This is a genomic window from Pseudarthrobacter sp. SSS035 (assembly GCF_023273875.1).
GTDB lineage: Bacteria > Actinomycetota > Actinomycetes > Actinomycetales > Micrococcaceae > Arthrobacter.
Window position 1 is genome coordinate 1,952,018 of sequence record NZ_CP096882.1, and the last position, 16,318, is coordinate 1,968,335.

General features: G+C 65.8%; 18 protein-coding genes. 7 read left to right on the forward strand and 11 right to left on the reverse strand.

The window, feature by feature from the left end; all coding sequences use genetic code 11:
* Positions 1 to 41: 41 nt before the first annotated feature.
* Both MUN23_RS08945 and MUN23_RS08950 read right to left on the reverse strand, forming a co-directional pair.
* Positions 42 to 614 carry a hypothetical protein gene (locus tag MUN23_RS08945; protein WP_248763468.1) on the reverse strand — a complete coding sequence of 191 codons (573 nt, stop codon included), beginning with the start codon at positions 612 to 614 and terminating at the stop codon, positions 42 to 44.
* A 2-nt stretch (positions 615 to 616) separates the two neighbouring features.
* Entirely contained in the window at positions 617 to 1,072 is a 456-nt protein-coding gene (locus MUN23_RS08950; protein ID WP_056341733.1) for a hypothetical protein, read from the reverse strand.
* A 690-nt stretch (positions 1,073 to 1,762) separates the two neighbouring features.
* Between MUN23_RS08950 and dnaB the strand changes: the two genes are divergently transcribed.
* Positions 1,763 to 3,145, forward strand: a complete 1,383-nt coding sequence (gene dnaB, locus MUN23_RS08955; RefSeq protein WP_058930676.1) for a replicative DNA helicase — start codon at positions 1,763 to 1,765, stop codon at positions 3,143 to 3,145.
* Between the two features lie 54 nt (positions 3,146 to 3,199).
* Here the strand turns inward: dnaB and MUN23_RS08960 are convergent, their stop codons facing one another.
* On the reverse strand, positions 3,200 to 4,168 hold the full coding sequence (locus tag MUN23_RS08960) for an acyl-CoA thioesterase (protein WP_248763469.1): 969 nt from the start codon (positions 4,166 to 4,168) through the stop codon (positions 3,200 to 3,202).
* A gap of 325 nt (positions 4,169 to 4,493) precedes the next feature.
* Between MUN23_RS08960 and aztD the strand changes: the two genes are divergently transcribed.
* Positions 4,494 to 5,789 carry a zinc metallochaperone AztD gene (aztD, locus tag MUN23_RS08965; RefSeq protein WP_248763470.1) on the forward strand — a complete coding sequence of 432 codons (1,296 nt, stop codon included), beginning with the start codon at positions 4,494 to 4,496 and terminating at the stop codon, positions 5,787 to 5,789.
* 95 nt (positions 5,790 to 5,884) lie between these two features.
* On the opposite strand, the gene MUN23_RS08970 is transcribed toward aztD, so the two are convergent.
* Complete coding sequence (locus tag MUN23_RS08970; RefSeq protein ID WP_248763471.1) at positions 5,885 to 6,319, reverse strand: DoxX family protein; 435 nt, start codon at positions 6,317 to 6,319, stop codon at positions 5,885 to 5,887.
* 128 nt (positions 6,320 to 6,447) lie between these two features.
* Between MUN23_RS08970 and MUN23_RS08975 the strand changes: the two genes are divergently transcribed.
* The 3 genes from MUN23_RS08975 to MUN23_RS08985 all read left to right on the forward strand — a co-directional run bounded on the left by MUN23_RS08975 (position 6,448) and on the right by MUN23_RS08985 (position 8,893).
* Entirely contained in the window at positions 6,448 to 7,800 is a 1,353-nt protein-coding gene (locus MUN23_RS08975; protein ID WP_248763472.1) for an MATE family efflux transporter, read from the forward strand.
* 25 nt (positions 7,801 to 7,825) lie between these two features.
* Positions 7,826 to 8,416 (forward strand): hypothetical protein, encoded by a 591-nt coding sequence (locus MUN23_RS08980; RefSeq protein WP_248763473.1) that lies wholly within the window; start codon positions 7,826 to 7,828, stop codon positions 8,414 to 8,416.
* 105 nt (positions 8,417 to 8,521) lie between these two features.
* Positions 8,522 to 8,893 carry a hypothetical protein gene (locus MUN23_RS08985; RefSeq protein WP_058930682.1) on the forward strand — a complete coding sequence of 124 codons (372 nt, stop codon included), beginning with the start codon at positions 8,522 to 8,524 and terminating at the stop codon, positions 8,891 to 8,893.
* On the opposite strand, the gene MUN23_RS08990 is transcribed toward MUN23_RS08985, so the two are convergent.
* Positions 8,890 to 9,435: a CGNR zinc finger domain-containing protein gene (locus tag MUN23_RS08990; RefSeq protein WP_248763474.1), complete on the reverse strand. Its 546-nt coding sequence runs from the start codon at positions 9,433 to 9,435 to the stop codon at positions 8,890 to 8,892. The genes MUN23_RS08985 and MUN23_RS08990 overlap by 4 nt on opposite strands.
* Before the next feature lie 71 nt (positions 9,436 to 9,506).
* On the opposite strand from MUN23_RS08990, the gene MUN23_RS08995 reads away from it, so the two are divergent.
* The gene (locus tag MUN23_RS08995; RefSeq protein ID WP_248763475.1) at positions 9,507 to 10,511 is read left to right on the forward strand and encodes a DMT family transporter; all 1,005 of its coding nucleotides are present in this window, start codon (positions 9,507 to 9,509) and stop codon (positions 10,509 to 10,511) included.
* Positions 10,512 to 10,682: 171 nt separating this feature from the next.
* On the opposite strand, the gene MUN23_RS09000 is transcribed toward MUN23_RS08995, so the two are convergent.
* A complete protein-coding gene (locus MUN23_RS09000) occupies positions 10,683 to 10,946 on the reverse strand; it encodes a WXG100 family type VII secretion target (protein WP_104062917.1) in 264 nt (87 codons plus the stop codon).
* A 236-nt stretch (positions 10,947 to 11,182) separates the two neighbouring features.
* Between MUN23_RS09000 and MUN23_RS09005 the strand changes: the two genes are divergently transcribed.
* Complete coding sequence (locus MUN23_RS09005) at positions 11,183 to 11,455, forward strand: DUF2277 domain-containing protein (RefSeq protein ID WP_104062916.1); 273 nt, start codon at positions 11,183 to 11,185, stop codon at positions 11,453 to 11,455.
* Between the two features lie 77 nt (positions 11,456 to 11,532).
* On the opposite strand, the gene MUN23_RS09010 is transcribed toward MUN23_RS09005, so the two are convergent.
* The 5 genes from MUN23_RS09010 to MUN23_RS09030 form a co-directional block, all read right to left on the reverse strand.
* On the reverse strand, positions 11,533 to 13,977 hold the full coding sequence (locus MUN23_RS09010; RefSeq protein WP_248763476.1) for a cation-translocating P-type ATPase: 2,445 nt from the start codon (positions 13,975 to 13,977) through the stop codon (positions 11,533 to 11,535).
* 24 nt (positions 13,978 to 14,001) lie between these two features.
* Positions 14,002 to 14,232, reverse strand: a complete 231-nt coding sequence (locus MUN23_RS09015; RefSeq protein WP_058930688.1) for a heavy-metal-associated domain-containing protein — start codon at positions 14,230 to 14,232, stop codon at positions 14,002 to 14,004.
* A 68-nt stretch (positions 14,233 to 14,300) separates the two neighbouring features.
* A complete protein-coding gene (locus MUN23_RS09020) occupies positions 14,301 to 14,648 on the reverse strand; it encodes a metal-sensitive transcriptional regulator (protein ID WP_248763477.1) in 348 nt (115 codons plus the stop codon).
* A 322-nt stretch (positions 14,649 to 14,970) separates the two neighbouring features.
* The gene (locus MUN23_RS09025) at positions 14,971 to 15,489 is read right to left on the reverse strand and encodes a universal stress protein (protein WP_248763478.1); all 519 of its coding nucleotides are present in this window, start codon (positions 15,487 to 15,489) and stop codon (positions 14,971 to 14,973) included.
* 58 nt (positions 15,490 to 15,547) lie between these two features.
* Complete coding sequence (locus tag MUN23_RS09030) at positions 15,548 to 16,312, reverse strand: class F sortase (protein ID WP_248763479.1); 765 nt, start codon at positions 16,310 to 16,312, stop codon at positions 15,548 to 15,550.
* Positions 16,313 to 16,318 lie beyond the last annotated feature (6 nt).

A 16,318-nucleotide genomic window follows, 5' to 3' on the forward strand; every position in this document is an offset into this window, starting at 1 on the left:
CTGAGAGCCCTGGGGTCCAGGAGCGTAGTCGCCCAGGAGCCCTAGTCGTCCAGGAGCGCGATGAACTCGCGTGCCTGCTTCATGGAGATGTCCGAGTGCTTGGTCAGGGCAGTGGCGGCGCCTTCGGTGTCGCCACTGCGCGCCAGCGTGCGGATGCGGCCGTAGATCTCGTCGTTGAGCATATTGCTGCTGACCTCACGCGTCACATCGCCCTTGCTGGCAATGGCGCGGTAGCGGTAGGGGAACCGCTGGGGCGTGTCGTCGTCGTCGGGCTCTGCCTCCGCCGCTTCAGCGGCAGGGCTGCGGTAGGCCTGCGGGTGGGCGGCCAACGCCCCCACCGCGTCCCGGGATGCCCGCAGTCCTTCTCCTGTGGCCTCGTAGTACAGCTTGATGGCCGCCATCGCCTGTCCCTGGGCAATCAGCGCGTACAACCTGCGGTGCTGGTCCTCGGAGAGCTTGGCGGCGGCCCGGCGGGCCGCCTCAATCGGATCCAGCGCAGGGGCCGTGCCGGACTGCTTGACGGCCGCCTGCCGCCTGCTGAGGGCCCGGGCAGCCAGTGCGACACCGGCGGCCACGACCGCGAGGATGATAACGGGGATCACGAGCGATTCCATTTCTAAAGCCGATCTACATACTTTTTGGCTGTCGCCAGGTCCGTTTGGGTTGCCTGGCGGAGGAGTTTGATGGCCTGGATCTTGTGCCCGTCGTGCGCCATTGTCTGCAACTGCATGGCCAGCTGAGGGTCCAGAATCCCGCCGGGGAGCGCCGCATAGCCATACTGGCCGGCACCCGCTCCTGACTGCCCGCGCCGTGCTGCCCGGGCATGGTCTTCCTGCTGCGATTGCTGCTGTTCGTTCTGGCTGGGCCGGGTGTTGGCTTCCAGGCGGGCACGCACGGCTGTTGCCACGCGTACCTGCTCGGCATAGTGCTCCGCAGAGCGCCTCGCCAGGTCCTGCTGGTACTTCTCGGCGTCGGAGGTCCCGGAATTACGGGGTCTGAGGGCCGTCGTAAATGCCCAGATTATTGCCGCCAACACGCCGGCCGGCAGAAACACCATCAGTACATCGCCCATAGTCAGAGCTTATGCCAGATGCCCGTTATCCACAGCACATTCCTGCCGTTGCATACAGCCGATTCGTTGCGGCGTCAAAAGATGCCGGCAGGTGTGCGATGCATCACTAAACGGGTATGAATCGCCGGTGGAGGCGCCCGGAAAGCCGGATCTTTCAACAGCGCCGCGCCGCAAGCTGTGGATGAAGGTTAGGAAAAAAAGAATTTAGTCCACATCCTCGACGAACGTTTTCGCAGGTCAGAGGCCTATATACGGCAAAAGTTTTTTTGTTTCCACAGGTTCACCCACAGGCTGTGCACAAGCTATGCCCCTTAGTGCACAGGTTATCCACAGCCCTCCGGGTTGGTGGGCTTGGACGCTGGGGCGGTGGCGGCTACCGTTGCGGGATACCTGCTTTTGGGGCGCTATGACGCCGTCGCGGACATGTGCTGTCGCAGCAGTGGAGGACTTCGGTCCGGCCGCTGCGGCGCTTTCTGTGGATAACTTGCGGAACATGGGGATAACTCCCACACGCGTTGCGCAGACTCAACGTTGCGGAGGCTTCAATCTGGCCCGCCGGGCTTCATTGTCGGAGGCCGCTGATAGACCTGAACGTATGCCGTCCCGTGGAGGTCCCGCAGGAGGGCACCCCGGCAGGTAAATGACTTACTCGCCGCATCAAGTCGCGGCACACTATGGAGGACGGCAGCTTTGTCAGTAACGCACCTGGACTCGATCGAGGGTACCCGCGGATCAGAAGGCAGCCGTAAGCCACCACAGGACATTCCCGCCGAGCAGTCCGTCCTCGGCGGCATGATGCTGTCCAAGGACGCCATCGCGGACGTTGTGGAAATCCTCCGCGGCCAGGACTTCTACCGGCCTGCGCACGAGACCATCTACGAGGCGATCATCGACCTCTACGGCCGCGGCGAGCCCGCGGATGCGGTTACCGTCTCGGACGAACTGACCAAGCGCGCAGAGATCAACCGGATCGGCGGACCCGCCTACCTGCACGAGCTCATCCAGACTGTCCCCACGGCCGCCAATGCCGGCTACTACGCCGAAATCGTGGCGGAGCGCGCCATTCTGCGCCGGCTCGTCAACGCAGGCACCAAAATCGTCCAGCTGGGATACGGTTCCGACGGTGAGGTGGAGGACCTGGTCAACCAGGCACAGGCCGAGGTTTACGCCGTGGCGGAGCGGCGCACAGCAGAGGACTACGTGGTCCTCAAGGACGTCATGGAAGCCACTGTGGACGAGATCGAAGCGTCCGGACACCGCGGGGAAGGCATGACCGGTGTGCCAACGGGGTTCTACGAACTCGATGAACTCACCCATGGACTGCACCCGGGGCAGATGATCGTTATTGCCGCCCGTCCGGCAGTGGGTAAGTCCACGTTTGCCCTGGACTTCGCCCGCTCTGCGGCCATCAAGAACAACCTCGCCACGGTCATGTTCTCTCTCGAAATGGGCCGGAACGAAATCGCCATGCGCCTGTTGTCCGCCGAGGCAACCATCGGCCTGCAGGACCTTCGCAAGGGCACCATCAAGGACGAGCAATGGTCCAAGATCGCCACCACCATGGGCCGGATGAATGATGCCCCGCTCTTCATCGATGACAGCCCGAACATGTCGCTGATGGAAATCAGGGCCAAGTGCCGCCGCCTCAAGCAGCAGCATGACCTGAAGCTCGTGATCCTGGATTACCTGCAGCTCATGAGCTCCGGCAAGAAAGTGGAGTCACGCCAGCAGGAAGTCTCCGAGTTCTCCCGTGCGCTGAAGCTGCTGGCCAAGGAACTCCAGGTTCCGGTCATCGCCCTGTCGCAGCTCAACCGTGGCTCCGAGCAGCGCCAGGACAAGCGGCCCATGGTCTCTGACCTCCGCGAATCCGGCTCCATCGAGCAGGATGCGGACATGGTCATCCTGCTGCACCGTGAGGACGTCTATGACAAGGAATCCCCGCGCGCGGGCGAGGCGGACATCCTGATCGCCAAGCACCGTAACGGCCCCACCAAGGACATTGTGGTGGCATTCCAGGGTCACTACTCGCGGTTCGCCAACATGGCGGCCGACGCCGGAGGCAGCGGCTTCTAGGGTCGTTCTCGACCGGCTGGCTGAGCCCTGCCCCAGCAGGTGGATCCCTTTGTCTTAGCCCTGCCCCAGCAGGTGGTTGGGCAGGGGGTTCCCCGGGGCGGTCCCACGGATTTCGAGCAGTTCGCGGGCGTGTGCATGCAGCCGCGTATCTTCCGCCGATACCGGCACCCAGCCGGGGACGGGCACCGAGTTGCCGTCGGCGTCTCGTGCCACCATCACTGTGAGGCAATACGTGGTGAGGTTCAGTTCCTTGCCCCTCGGATCTCCGGAGCGCACATGTACGGCGATGTGCATGCCTTTGGTCCCGGTGTAGACCAGCCTGGCCTCGACCTCCACCACATGGCCGATCAGCAGGGGCCGGTAGAAGCGCACGCCACCGGAGAATACCGCCACGGTGTCCATGCCGCAGTAGCGGGACGCGCAGACGTAGGCGGCTTCGTCGATCCACTTCATCACGATGCCGCCGTGCACTTTCCCGCCCCAGTTCACGTCCGTGGGGGCGGCCATGAACCGCAGCGTGACGCGTTCGGCGGTCCCGGCGTCCGTATATACCTGGGCGTTCATGGCTTCGACGATCCGTTCACGGACCTTGATCCGCGCCAGGGCATGGTCCCGCTGTTCGATCTCCGCGGCCGTGACCGGTTCGAACTGTTTGACGGGGATCGGCTTGCCGTTGTCGCCGACCGCCACAAAGATCACCATGCACTGGCTGCGCATCGTGGCAGGCCCGCCCTTGGGGTCGCTTGACGAGACGACGGTCCGGATGTGCATGGAGGAGCGTCCCGTGTAGACGATGGTGGCCTCCACCTCCACCATGTCGCCGCTGTTCACGGGGTCCGCGAAGTGGATGTTGCCCACGTAGGCGGTGACGCAGTAGGACTTCGCCCAGCCCACGGCAGCAGCGTACGCAGCCTTGTCCACCCATTCGAGGACGGTCCCCGCATCCACCGAGCCGCTGTGGCCCACATCCGTGGGGGCAGCCAGGAAGCGGAGGGTTACGGAATTGGCCGCGGTCTCAGTCATGCTGCGATCTTACTGAGGCGCGGTGTTACCGGAGGGTCGGGGCCGACACATACCCGCAACGGGAACTGCCCCGCCCGCCCTTTGGGGGCGGGCAGGGCAGTTCTGTCTGTGGACTATCGCTCACAGCGTTTATCAGTACAACGTTTGTTTAGGTCAAGGGTTTCCTGGTGGTTTCTGGGAGTTTTTGATGTCAGGTGGTGTTTTGGGTGAAAATGCGATGCCTTGAGCGTCCCGCCATGACGCGGCCGAGGTCATCCAATTTGCATCACTATTGATAATGACTATCGTTAGCGATATGATAAAAACCCACTTACATCCCGGCCATATGCGCATTTATCCGCAGGCTCTCCCGGCAGTTCTCGCGGTTTCGGCACTGCTCCTCACTGCGTGCGGGGCTGCTCCGGGCGCGGGCTCCGGACCGTCGCAGGCCGCAGGCCCTGACTCGGCCGGCACCTCCGCTTCTGCCACAGCAGGGCAGGCGAAGGAAGGCCAGGCACCCACCCCTCGGCTGGTCCTGACCCACGACGCTGGCATCACGGTTCTTGACGCGAAGACGCTGAAGCCCGTGGAGGAAGTGCCGCTGGAAGGCTTCAACCGCCTCAGCCCGGCGGGCGACGGCCGCCACGTCCTGGTGGCCACCGGAGATTCCTTCCGCGTCTTCGATGCCGGTGTGTGGACCGAGGCGCACGGCGACCATGGGCACTCCTATGCCGCCGCGCCTCGGCTGACGGACCGGGCCTTCGGCGCCAGCAAGGCCGGCCACGTGGTCAACCACGCCGGGAAGACAGTGCTGTTCAATGACGGTTCAGGGAAGGTGGAGGTCTTTGACCCGGCCGCGCTGACTGATGCACTCAAGGCCGGCCTGCCCGAGACCAGCACCTACACCGCACCCGAAGCCCACCACGGCGTCGCCATCGCGTTGGAGGATGGGAAGCTGCTGGTCACCCTCGGGAACGAGGAGGGCCGCACTGGCCTGGCGCTGCTGAGTGCGCCGGGAAATGGCGGCGGGCAGGGACGCGGTGAACTGCTCCGCAACGAGGAGTGCCCCGGCGTGCATGGTGAGGCAGTGGCGGGCCATGAAACCGTGGTGGTGGGCTGTGAGGACGGCATGCTGGTCTACCGCAACGGCGCCTTCACCAAGGTTGCAAGCCCTGACCCGTACGGCCGCATGGGCAACCAGGCCGGAAGCCACGAATCTCCGGTGATCCTCGGCGATTACAAGGTGGACAGGGACGCCGACCTGGAGCGGCCTACCCGGATCTCGCTGGTCAACACCGACACCGGGACCTTGCAGCTGGTGGACCTGGGCGCCAGCTATTCCTTCCGTTCCCTGGGCCGCGGTCCGGGCGGGGAGGCTCTGGTGCTGGGCACGGACGGGGCGCTTCACGTGATTGATCCGACGACGGGCGAGGAGACCGCTGCCATTCCCGTGGTTGGCGCCTGGACGGAGCCGGATGCCTGGCAGGATCCCCGCCCGACCCTGTTTGTCCAGGGCTCAACCGCCTTCATCACCGAGCCCGCGGCTTCCAGGATCCACGCCGTGGATCTCAAATTCGGGAAAATCATCAAAAGCGCGGACCTGGACCACGTGCCCAACGAACTGACTGGGGTGACCGGCTGACGTTTCTGCCACGGCAAAGACGTTAAGGCCCGACGGCGGACCGGCACCTGGGTGCCTGTCCGCCGTCGGGCGTTGCTCGTTGAAGAGGAGTCCGCTTAGGCGAGGACTGCCAGCTTGTTGTTCATGCGGCCGAACACGGCGCGGTCCACGGACACGCGGCCGGCTCCGGTGAGCGCAAGTGCGAGGGCGGCAGCGCCCAGGAGCAGCACCAGTTCGTACCCGCCCTTGTCAGCGAAAACTCCTGCCGGGGCATGCACCAGGAAGAAGGCGCCGATCATGTTGACGGCCAGCAGTGCGGCCACCACGCGGGTGAGGACGCCCAGGATGAGGGCAATGCCGCCAGCCAGTTCGAGGCCTGCGACGAAGGGCGCTGACACGTTGGCTGCCGGAACGCCCATCTGGGTGAACGCGGCCTGGGTGCCGGCGATGGTCCATTCGTTGAACTTCTGCCAGCCGTGGGCGGCGAAGAGGAAGCCGAGGGCGACGCGCAGGACGGTGATGGCAGCGGTGGTGAGGCGTGACTGATTCATAAGTCGAGTCTCTCTGACAATTAGTTGAAGTGTCAACTAATGGTCAGGCATTGTGTCCTTTGTCATGACTTCCGGCGTCACGGAAGCGGAGCAGCCAGGTGGGCGGCGCCGGCCGTTAGGCTGAAACCGTGCCCAACCAGTCCGCCCCCGCTGCCGTCCAGCGTCCTGCCAGCCATGCGCGGGAAATCCTGCGGCTCGCCGTGCCGGCGTTCGGCGCACTGATCGCCGAACCGCTGTTCCTGCTCGCGGATTCGGCCATTGTGGGCCATCTCGGCGTGGCCCAGCTGGCCGGGGTGGGGCTCGCCTCCGCTGTGCTGCACACCGCTGTCGGCCTGATGGTTTTCCTCGCCTACTCCACCACCCCGGCGGTGGCCCGCGCGATGGGACACGGCCAGCTGGGCAAGGCACTCGCCGCAGGGCGCGACGGCGTCTGGCTGGCACTTCTGCTCGGCGTGGTCCTGGCCGTGGCCGGCTTCTGGGCCGCTGAACCGCTGGTGGCCGCTATGGGGGCGGAAGGTGAAGTCCGTTCGTTCGCTGTGGACTATCTCCGCTGGTCCATGCCCGGCCTGGTGGCCATGCTGCTCATCTTCGCGGGCACCGGCGTCCTGCGCGGATTGCAGGACACCAGGACGCCGCTGCTCGTGGCCACGGCAGGCTTTGCCTTGAATATTGCCCTCAACCTGTGGCTGGTCTACGGGCTGGACTGGTCCGTTGCGGGCTCGGCGGCGGGCACCAGTGTGGCGCAATGGGCCATGGCGGCCGTCTATCTGGTGATGGTCCAGCGCAATGCCGCCCGGCACGGCATCAGCCTGTGGCCCGACTGGAGCGGCATCCGCGCAATGACCCGGGTCGGTTCGTGGCTTATGCTCCGCACGCTGAGCCTGCGCATCGCCATCCTGGCCACGGTATTTGTGGTCACGGGGCAAGGTGCCGTCAACCTGGCGGCACACCAGCTGGCCATGACCATCTTCTCGTTCCTCGCCTTTGCCCTCGATGCCCTTGCCATCGCCGCCCAGGCCCTGATCGGCAAGGAACTGGGCGCCTCCAACGCCGTCAGGGCGCGGCACCTGACCCGGACCATGATCCGCTGGGGCATCGGATTCGGCGTGGTCACGGGAGCCCTGCTGGCCGTCGCGGCGCCCTGGGCAGGGGCTCTGTTCACTTCCGACGCCGGCGTCCAGTCCGTGCTGACCTACGCCCTGTGGATCCTCGCCGCCGGTCAGCCTCTTGCCGGTTATGTTTTTGTCCTGGACGGCGTGCTGATCGGCGCCGGAGACGCCAAGTACCTGGCGGTGGCGGGCGTGGTCAACCTCGCTGTCTACGTCCCCATGCTCGTGGCCGTTGCTGCCTCCGGCATGTCCGCCGCTGCAGGCCTCGTGTGGTTGTGGGCCGCGTTTGCGCTGGGGTATATGGCCGCCCGGGCGCTGACGCTGGGCCTGCGCGCCCGGTCGGACCGCTGGATGGTGCTGGGTTCGCCATAGGGCCGGCGGCCACTAAACTGGACCGGTGAACCAACCACTGACACCCACAGATGCTCCCGCCGGCACCGCCCAGCAGGCAGACCTGTGGAAGCCGGTGCTGCTCCGGGCCGTGGCCGCACTGGTGTTCGGCGCCGTGACCATTTTCTGGGCCGGACCATCGGTCCAGGTCATGGGCTGGGCGGGCGGGCTGTATCTGCTGGTCACGGGCCTGCTGCTGCTCTGGGCCATCCCGAAGACCGGCTACGCGCGGGACGGCATGCCCGGCAAAATCCTCTCCGCTGCCGGGGCCGCCCTGGCAGGCGCCGGTGTTGCCTTGGCGTTGCTTCACGGGGACCGCGTCTTCGGCGTCGTCGCGGCAGTGGGACTTGGCCTGGCCGGAGCCGTGGAGCTGTACTGCGGCCTCAAGTATCGCGGCCGGCACGTGCTGGCCCGCGACTGGCTGGCCTCGGGCATCATCGGGCTCGGTACCGCGGCGATCCTGCCCTTCTTCATCAGCCTCGGAGCCCATGCCCTGCTGGGCGTCGCCGGCGGCGGAGCCATCATCTCCGGTGTGCTCTGGGTCCTGTCGGGGTTGACTCTAAGGCACGATTCCCGGCCCGCCTCCGCGAAGCCGTAAACTAGAAGCGAAAGGTTCTACCCGGCGTAGAAAACGCGCCCGGAACAACCCCACACACATTCGAACCAGCACGCCCTTCGGCATGGCTGTAGGAGAGGAACTACCTTGGCAGACCAGAAACCAGGAAAACCGCGCAAGCTGCGGACCTCGGTGAAGGGGCCGCTGATGTTCTCTGCGTTCTGGGCCGTCCTCGCCTTCGTTACGGTGCTGATCTTCGCCTCCGGCGGCAGCTCGAAGACCCCGCGGTTCGACCTCGCCTTCACGGGCGCCGGCATCGCGTTCATCGTCACGCTGGTGATCGCGGCCATGCTGGCCATGAGCCACAAGGAGAACTCCGAACACCTGGGCAAGGGATCCGGCGTCAACCTGAGTTCAGCCCGGAAACCGTCGCACGGATTCGGGGGACACGGCCCCAGCCAGGCCGGCGGCGCCCCTGAGACCCCGGACGCTGACGGTACCGGCTCCAGCCACTCCTAGCGAACGGTAGCCTGCCGCGCGCGGTACGCTGCCACGTGCGCGCGGTTGGCGCAGTTCCCGGTATCGCAATACCGTTTTGACCGGTTGCGGCTGAGGTCCAGGACCACGGCGTCGCAGTCCTCGGCCTCGCACACGAGCATGCGGTCCATCTCCTTGCTCCGGATCACGTCCGCCAGGGCCATGGCGGCTTCGGTGCCCATGCGCTCTGCCAGCGGCGCGTCCCTGGCAGTGGCGTGCAGATGCCAGTCCCACTCATCGTGCTTCATCAGCTGGGGGAGCGCGTTGGCCTCGCGCAACAGGCGGTTGACGCCCGCCACAGCAGAGTCTTCGTCTGCAGTCCAGAGGGCGGCGAGCCGCCCGCGCAGTTCGTGGACACTCGACAGCTCCGCCGCATCGCCCGCGCGGGCTCCACTGAACCCCTCGGACTGAAGGAAATGATCCAGGTCCGCCACTGTGGCAAGCGATTCGCGTCCGTTGGCGGCGGTGTTGATCAGATTGACGACGGCGCGCAGGGCTATTTCGGTGTCAGGGGCAAAGACCATCTTGACTCCTTACTGAGATCGGGCGTAATGTCAGGACCATTACCCCACTTTACTCCTGACAGGAGGCGTCGGTGACTGCCGCCCCTAACCCCGCAGCCGCGGGCGGATTCCTTGGCTCCGGCCTTGGAATCGCGTTGTTCTCTTCTGCCGTCTTCGGGCTCTCCGGCTCCTTCGCCAAAGCGCTCCTGGAAACCGGATGGTCCCCGGGCGCTGCCGTAACGGCCCGCCTGACCGGTGCCGCGCTGATTCTCGCTGTTCCTGCCGTTCTGGCTTTGCGCGGACGGTGGTACCAGCTGCGCGACAACTGGGTCACCATCGGTCTATTCGGCCTGATCGGCGTGGCCGCGTGCCAGCTGTTCTACTTCAACGCGGTAGCCCGCCTTTCCGTGGGCGTAGCGCTGTTGCTTGAATACCTGGCTCCCGTCCTCATCGTGCTTTGGCTTTGGGGAACCAGCAAGAAGCGGCCACGTGCGTTGACGTTCGGCGGAACCATGCTGTCGCTCGGCGGCCTGGTCCTCGTGCTGGACCTCACCGGAACGGTCAAGATCGACATCATCGGGGTCCTGTGGGGGGTGGCCGCTGCCGTATGCCTTGCCATCTACTTCTTCATCACGGCCAAGGAGAATGATTCCCTGCCGCCCATCGTCCTGGCGTCCGCCGGGCTGCTGGTGGGGGCGGCCGTTATGTGGCTTGCGGCGGCCACGGGACTGCTTCCCATGGCCTTCAGCACCGCGGATACCAGGCTCGGGCCCTGGATCACACCCTGGTGGGTTTCCCTCGGTGGCCTGGTCATCCTGGCAACAGTCCTGGCGTACGTTTCCGGCATTGTCGCTGCCCGCGCCCTTGGCTCCAAGGTTGCATCCTTCGTCTCGCTGACCGAGGTGCTGTTCGCCGTGACCTGGGCCTGGCTGCTTCTGGGTGAGCTGCCCGGTGCCATCCAACTCCTGGGCGGCGCTCTCATTGTCGGCGGGGTGGTTCTGGTCCGGCTGGACGAGCTGCGCTTCGGCACGGCCGCTGCAACTGTCGGTGCGCCAGCCCCGTTGGACCACGCGAACGACGTCGAACCTGTGCCCTGAGTGCCGGCTGCCTTGCCCTGAAGGACTTGCCCTAAAGGGCAGGTGCCAGAGCTCGGGGCACCGCCGCCGCCCCGCCGTTGTGCCTCCGTTTTCGTTTGTGTCCCGGCCGTTAAATGCCACGGGGCCCGGACACTGTGCAGTGTCCGGGCCCTCGCAATAGGGCTTCTGCGGTTAGCGTGAAGCCTGGTCCTGCTCGCTGGCGTTCTTGGTGGCCTTCTGGCCCGCGTCCTTCAGCGCCTGGATGACCTGGTTCAGCGCCGCCGTGTGCGTGCCGGACCATTCGCCGCGGAAGTGGTCGGCGTCCGGGCCCTTCCAGTTGGTGCTGTCCAGCACGCGGGTCAGGTTGGACCTCTGCTGCTCGATCTCGCCGGCACCGGCCTGCAGCTTGCTGCCAAGAGTCCTGAGCTGTTCTACATCTGCGCCCCACATAGCCATCAGTTTTCTCCTCGTTAGTCTTGGATCCGATCCAGATCGGCATCCCCAGCGGCCCCCGGCTCATCCGGAAGATCCATTACCTAGAACCTATCCCGGCCCCAAATCACTGTCGATGGGCACCGCTGCCCATGCACCGCTCCCCATGGGCCACAGCGCCCGGTGGTTGAATCTCGACAAGCTCGATCACCGGTGGGCTGGGGGTCGATCCGAGGCGTTCCAGAGCCTAGCATGGGCATATGTGCCGGAACATCCGAACCCTCCACAATTTCGAACCCCATGCCACCTCTGAGGAAGTGCATGCCGCCGCGCTGCAGTATGTGCGCAAGGTCAGCGGCAGCACCAAGCCGTCCAAGGCCAACGAGGACGCCTTCGAAGCGGCGGTGCACGAGATCGCCCACATCACCCAACACCTGCTGGATTCGCTGGTCACCCACGCTCCCGCCAAACACCGGGACGAAGAGGCCGCCAAAGCCAGGGCCCGCGCGGCCGTGCGCTTCGGCACCGCCTGAGCCGCGCGTCCCCTCAAAGTAAGTAGCGCCAACAGTCGTTTTGAGCGTTAGCGCGACCTGGTTGCGGTGGGCGCTGCCTACTTGCCGAAGCTGCGCAGCCGGAGCGAGTTTGCCACCACCAGGACGGAACTCGCCGCCATCGCGGCACCGGCAATCATCGGGTTCAAGAGGCCCAGGGCGGCCACGGGAATGCCGACGGCGTTATAGAAGAATGCCCAGAACAGGTTGGTCTTGATGGTGGCCAGCGTCCGCCGGGACAATTCGATGGCCTGTGCCACCTGTCCCAGATCGTTTCCCATGACGGTGAGGTCCGCCGCCTCGATGGCCACATCCGTACCGGATCCCATGGCGATGCCCAGGTCAGCCTGCGCCAGCGCGGCGGCGTCATTCACGCCGTCGCCGGCCATGGCCACAATGGCCCCTCCCGCCTGGAGCCGACGGACGGCGTCCACCTTGCCGGCAGGCAGGACACCTGCATAAACATCGTCAGGGGAAATGCCGACGGCGGCAGCGACCTGCGCGGCCACCGCGGCGTTGTCCCCTGTCAGCAGGATGGGGCGCAGCCCGAGCCTCTTCAGCTTTGCCACAGCTTCCGCGGATCCCGGCTTGATGGTGTCACGGAGGCTGATGATGCCGGCAGGGGTGCCGTCCACCGTCACCCAGATGGCCGTGGCCCCGGTGGCTTCCGCGGCGGCCAGCGCCTCCAGCTGCGTGCCGGAAGGGCGGACGCCGTTCTCCGTGAGCCAGCCGGTCCGGCCCGCCAGGATCACGCGTCCTTCAACGGTTCCCACCACTCCGCCGCCGGGTGCCGAACGGAAGTGTTCGACGGCGGGAAGCCGCCCGCCGTCGTCGTTCCCGGTTTGCGCCTCAACCGCCGCGGCCGCGATGGCGTGGGCGATCGGGTGCTCCGATGCCGCCTCCACGGCGCCGGCGAACCGCAGCACGTCGGTGCCTGGGAAACCCTCAAATGCGAGAGTATTGCCCACGGCAAGCTTTCCGGTGGTGACGGTGCCGGTCTTGTCGAGCAGGATGGTGTCCACTGTGCGGGTGTCTTCGAGGACCTGCGGGCCCTTGATCAGGATGCCCAGCTGGGCGCCCCGGCCGGTTCCGGTGAGCAGTCCCACCGGAGTGGCGAGGCCCAGGGCGCACGGGCACGCGATGACCAGGACGGTGACCGCGGCGGTAAAGGCGGCCCTGAGTTCGGCAGGTTCAATCACCGGGCCGCTGAACGCGAGCCACAGCCCAAACGTGACGACAGCGATGGCCAGCACAATCGGGACAAACACCGCGCTGATCCGGTCGGCGAGGCGGGCGATGGGGGCTTTGCCGGTCTGCGCCTGCGAGACCAGCCGGGCCATCTGGGCCAGCGTGGTTTCGGCGCCCACGCGGGTGGCCCGGACCAGCAGCCGGCCGGAAGTGTTGATGGTGGCGCCGGTGACTTTGCTCCCGGGCTCCACCTCCACCGGAACGGATTCGCCGGTCAGCAGGGACGCGTCCACGGCTGAAACGCCGTCGATCACCTCACCGTCCGTGGCGATTTTTTCGCCGGGGCGGACCACCACGACGTCTCCCACGCGGAGCTGATCAGCGGGGACTTTATGTTCGGATCCGTGGTGCAGAATGGTGGCGTCCTTGGCGCCGAGGTTCAGCAATGCTTTGAGGGCGTCGCCGGCTTTCTGCTTGGCGTTGGCCTCGAGGAACCGGCCCAGGAGCAGGAAAGTGGTGACCACGGCGGCCACTTCGAAGTAGAGGCCCGCGGACTCCATCCCGGCCATGGCCGGATGTTCAGTCATGGCGGGGTCCACAGCGAGCTGCCACACGCTGAACAGGTAGGCGGCTGCGACGCCGATCGACACCAGGGTGTCCATGGTGGACGCCAGATGGCGCGCATTGATGGCCGCCGCGCGGTGGAAGGGCCAGGCCGCCCAGCTCACCACCGGAAGTGCCAAAGCCCCTGCCACCCAGCCCCAGTTGGGAAACTGCAGGGCCGGGACCATCGAAATCGCGAGGACCGGGACGGTCAATATCGCGGCCACGATCAGGCGCGGGCGTAGCTGGGCCGAGGTTCCGCCGTGTTGTATGTGGTCATGTTGCGCGCCGCCTTCGTGGGTCGCGTGGTCACCTTGCGCGCCGCCACCGGCGACTTGCTCGGCATGCTCGCTCGTTCCTCGCTTAGACGCATGCTGCCGCAAGTCTCCGGAGTCGGCGCTGTGCCCGGCTTCCGGACCGCCGCGCTGACTCTGGTTGTGATCGTCGCCGGTGCTTTGGCTCGGGTAGCGCGTGGGGCGGACCGTTGCTTTGTAGCCGGTGGCGTTGACTGTGTCTACTATTTGCTGGTCCGTGATGCCGGCCGGGACCGTGACGTGGGCGGATTCCAGCGGCAGGTTGACGGAGGCTTCGACGCCGTCGAGCTTGCCCAGCTTCTTTTCCACGCGGTTCACGCAGGAGGCGCAGGTCATGCCCTCAATGTCCAGTTCAACCACCCGGCTTTGGGGCTGGTGCTGGAGATGGTCTGTACTCATGTGGGATCCCCCGATCGGACAGCGTTACGCGTCGTTGGCAACAACCAGATAGCCGGCTTCGGCTACTGCCTCGCCGATCTCGGACGGCGACAGTTCCTGGCTTGAGGTGATGGTGACGGTGGAAATGCCGCCGGCGTTGAGTTCGACGTCGACCGTTTCAACCCCGGCGAGCGATTCAAGTTCCTCGCTGACGGACGAAACGCAATGGCCGCAGGTCATGCCGGACACGTTGACGGTGGTGGAGGTGGTGCTCATGGCTGGCTCCTTTAAGGGTCCGGCGGTGGCCGGCCGTGAATGGGTGGCAGGTGGTTAGCGGTGGTTGGTCAGCGCAGGAGGCGGCCGATGGCCGCTGTGGCTTCCCGGACTTTGGCGTCTATGGCCTCAGTGCGCAGGGCCGGATCGGGTTCCCCGGCGGCGCCCACCACGCAGTGGCCGATGTGCTCTTCCACAAGTCCCAGGCTCACGGCGTGCAGGGCCTTGGTGGCCGCGGCGACCTGGGTCAGGATGTCGATGCAGTATTTGTCCTCATCCACCATCCGGGCGATCCCGCGGACCTGGCCCTCGATGCGCTTGAGCCTGCGCAGGTATGCCTCCTTGTTGGCGGTGTAGCCATGCGGAGGCGCCGGGTCAGCGCCGGCGTGTGTGGTCAAAGTTTCCTGCGAAGGTTCCATGCAGCCAAACATATACCCCGCAGGGGTATATGGCAAGTACCCCCTGGGGGTATCCAATGCGGAGATGGGCGCGCCACGAGGTTGGGTGGGTGCGGCTCTGGGCGGGCACAAAAAAGCTCCGGAGTGCGTTATTGGGGGATACGCACTCCGGAGCAGCATTTGGGCAGATTCACCCGGCCACTCCGGCCGGATCCTTCTGCTTGAATTAGCTTACTTGCCAGTACAGCCGTCCGCTACCACCTCGAATAACTACTTTCGCTTTATTATTTCGGTCACCCGAAAACCGCCCGAGTGGGGCGAGGCAGCCGGCTCAGGTAACGGCTCAGGCATCGTCCTGATGCGCCGGCCGCCGGTAGGGAACCACCAGCACCGGCCGGCTTTGATGGTGCGTCAGCCAGAGTCCCACTGATCCGTTGAGCATCTCGGAGATCCGGTGGGTCAGGCCGCGCTCCGACGTTCCCACAATGATCATGGGGGAGTTGCTTTCCGCGGCGAGCCGGGCGAGGGCGCGGGCCGGATCCCCCGCCAGGGTCCGCAGCGTCCAGTCCACAGGGGTGGCCGGCGCCGCGGCGTCGGCCACGGCTTCCGCGATCACCCCCCTGAGTTCCGTGGTGACCGAGCGGATGTCGTCGTCGTCCTTGTCCGGGTGCAGCGACAGCCGGTGTGCGGATCTGGTGGGATCCCATTCCACCAGGTAGCTGGCCTCGTCAACATAGGCACACAGCAACGGCACGGCCAGTTTGGCCGCCAGGGAGGTGGCGGTCTTCAGCACTTCCGGGTGCTGATGGGGCAACACGCCCACCAGCAACGGAGGCGGACCACTGAATCGTTCGGGACTCATAGGACCATTCTGTGCCTGCGCGGAGCCACTTGAACAGGGCCGACGCCGCGTGGACGTATCAGGCGGCAGCGGGGGACGCCGAGACAACCACGTTCTTGCCCCACGGGTCTTCCGTGTAGCAGCTGATCAGGACCACACGGCTGGGCACCATGTCCCAGATGGGGCTGTCCTTGAGGGTGTCCTTGAGGTACGTGGTGACGCTGTCCACCCTGTAAGGGATGGTGCCGGTCGCGGTGACGACGTCGAAGGTGTCGCCGATGACGGCAGCGGAGCTGAGGTGGTTGAACGGGGCGTCCCGGCCCTCCCAGCTGTGTCCGATGATGTACGTGGTGTTGCCCGACCCGTTGCCGGGAGTCCCGAACGGTGTCAGCCAATACCCGTCCATGGTGGTGGGCGGCTCCACAGTACGGGTGGCGACGGCCGAGGTGTCCGGTTCAAGGGGATGGACTGCCGTGTCGATTGCCGCAGCGGGATAGAGGATACGCACGGGTGCGGAGGCTTCCGGCAAGGCCGGGCCGGGGGTGGTGGCGTCTGCGGCCGGGGCTGTTGCCGTCGTTGGAGCTGCCCCCGGAGCTTCGCCCGTGCCGGACAGCGGCCAGGGAGCGGGCGACGGCGTGGCCCGGAATGGTGCCGACAGTTCCGCTGTGGGGACGGCGACTTCCCCGTGTTTGAGCAGGGGTGCACCGAAGGTGAGGGACAGGAAACCCAGGACTCCGCACAGCAGGATTGCCAGATCTCCACGGTTCCATCCGCGGACGCGCAGGACTTCCAGGACACGCAGGACGCCACGGCGGACGACGCGAGTGCCGGAGTGCTTGGACATGATGTT

Bases quoted from the DNA above. Each gene is read 5' to 3' on its own strand.
- MUN23_RS08945 (WP_248763468.1), bottom strand. From the start codon at position 614: ATGGAATCGCTCGTGATCCCCGTTATCATCCTCGCGGTCGTGGCCGCC.
- MUN23_RS08950 (WP_056341733.1), bottom strand. From the start codon at position 1,072: ATGGGCGATGTACTGATGGTGTTTCTGCCGGCCGGCGTGTTGGCGGCA.
- MUN23_RS08960 (WP_248763469.1), bottom strand. From the start codon at position 4,168: ATGACTGAGACCGCGGCCAATTCCGTAACCCTCCGCTTCCTGGCTGCC.
- aztD (WP_248763470.1), top strand. From the start codon at position 4,494: ATGCGCATTTATCCGCAGGCTCTCCCGGCAGTTCTCGCGGTTTCGGCA.
- MUN23_RS08970 (WP_248763471.1), bottom strand. From the start codon at position 6,319: ATGAATCAGTCACGCCTCACCACCGCTGCCATCACCGTCCTGCGCGTC.
- MUN23_RS08990 (WP_248763474.1), bottom strand. From the start codon at position 9,435: ATGGTCTTTGCCCCTGACACCGAAATAGCCCTGCGCGCCGTCGTCAAT.
- MUN23_RS09000 (WP_104062917.1), bottom strand. From the start codon at position 10,946: ATGGCTATGTGGGGCGCAGATGTAGAACAGCTCAGGACTCTTGGCAGC.
- MUN23_RS09005 (WP_104062916.1), top strand. From the start codon at position 11,183: ATGTGCCGGAACATCCGAACCCTCCACAATTTCGAACCCCATGCCACC.
- MUN23_RS09010 (WP_248763476.1), bottom strand. From the start codon at position 13,977: ATGAGTACAGACCATCTCCAGCACCAGCCCCAAAGCCGGGTGGTTGAA.
- MUN23_RS09015 (WP_058930688.1), bottom strand. From the start codon at position 14,232: ATGAGCACCACCTCCACCACCGTCAACGTGTCCGGCATGACCTGCGGC.
- MUN23_RS09020 (WP_248763477.1), bottom strand. From the start codon at position 14,648: ATGGAACCTTCGCAGGAAACTTTGACCACACACGCCGGCGCTGACCCG.
- MUN23_RS09025 (WP_248763478.1), bottom strand. From the start codon at position 15,489: ATGAGTCCCGAACGATTCAGTGGTCCGCCTCCGTTGCTGGTGGGCGTG.
- MUN23_RS09030 (WP_248763479.1), bottom strand. From the start codon at position 16,312: ATGTCCAAGCACTCCGGCACTCGCGTCGTCCGCCGTGGCGTCCTGCGT.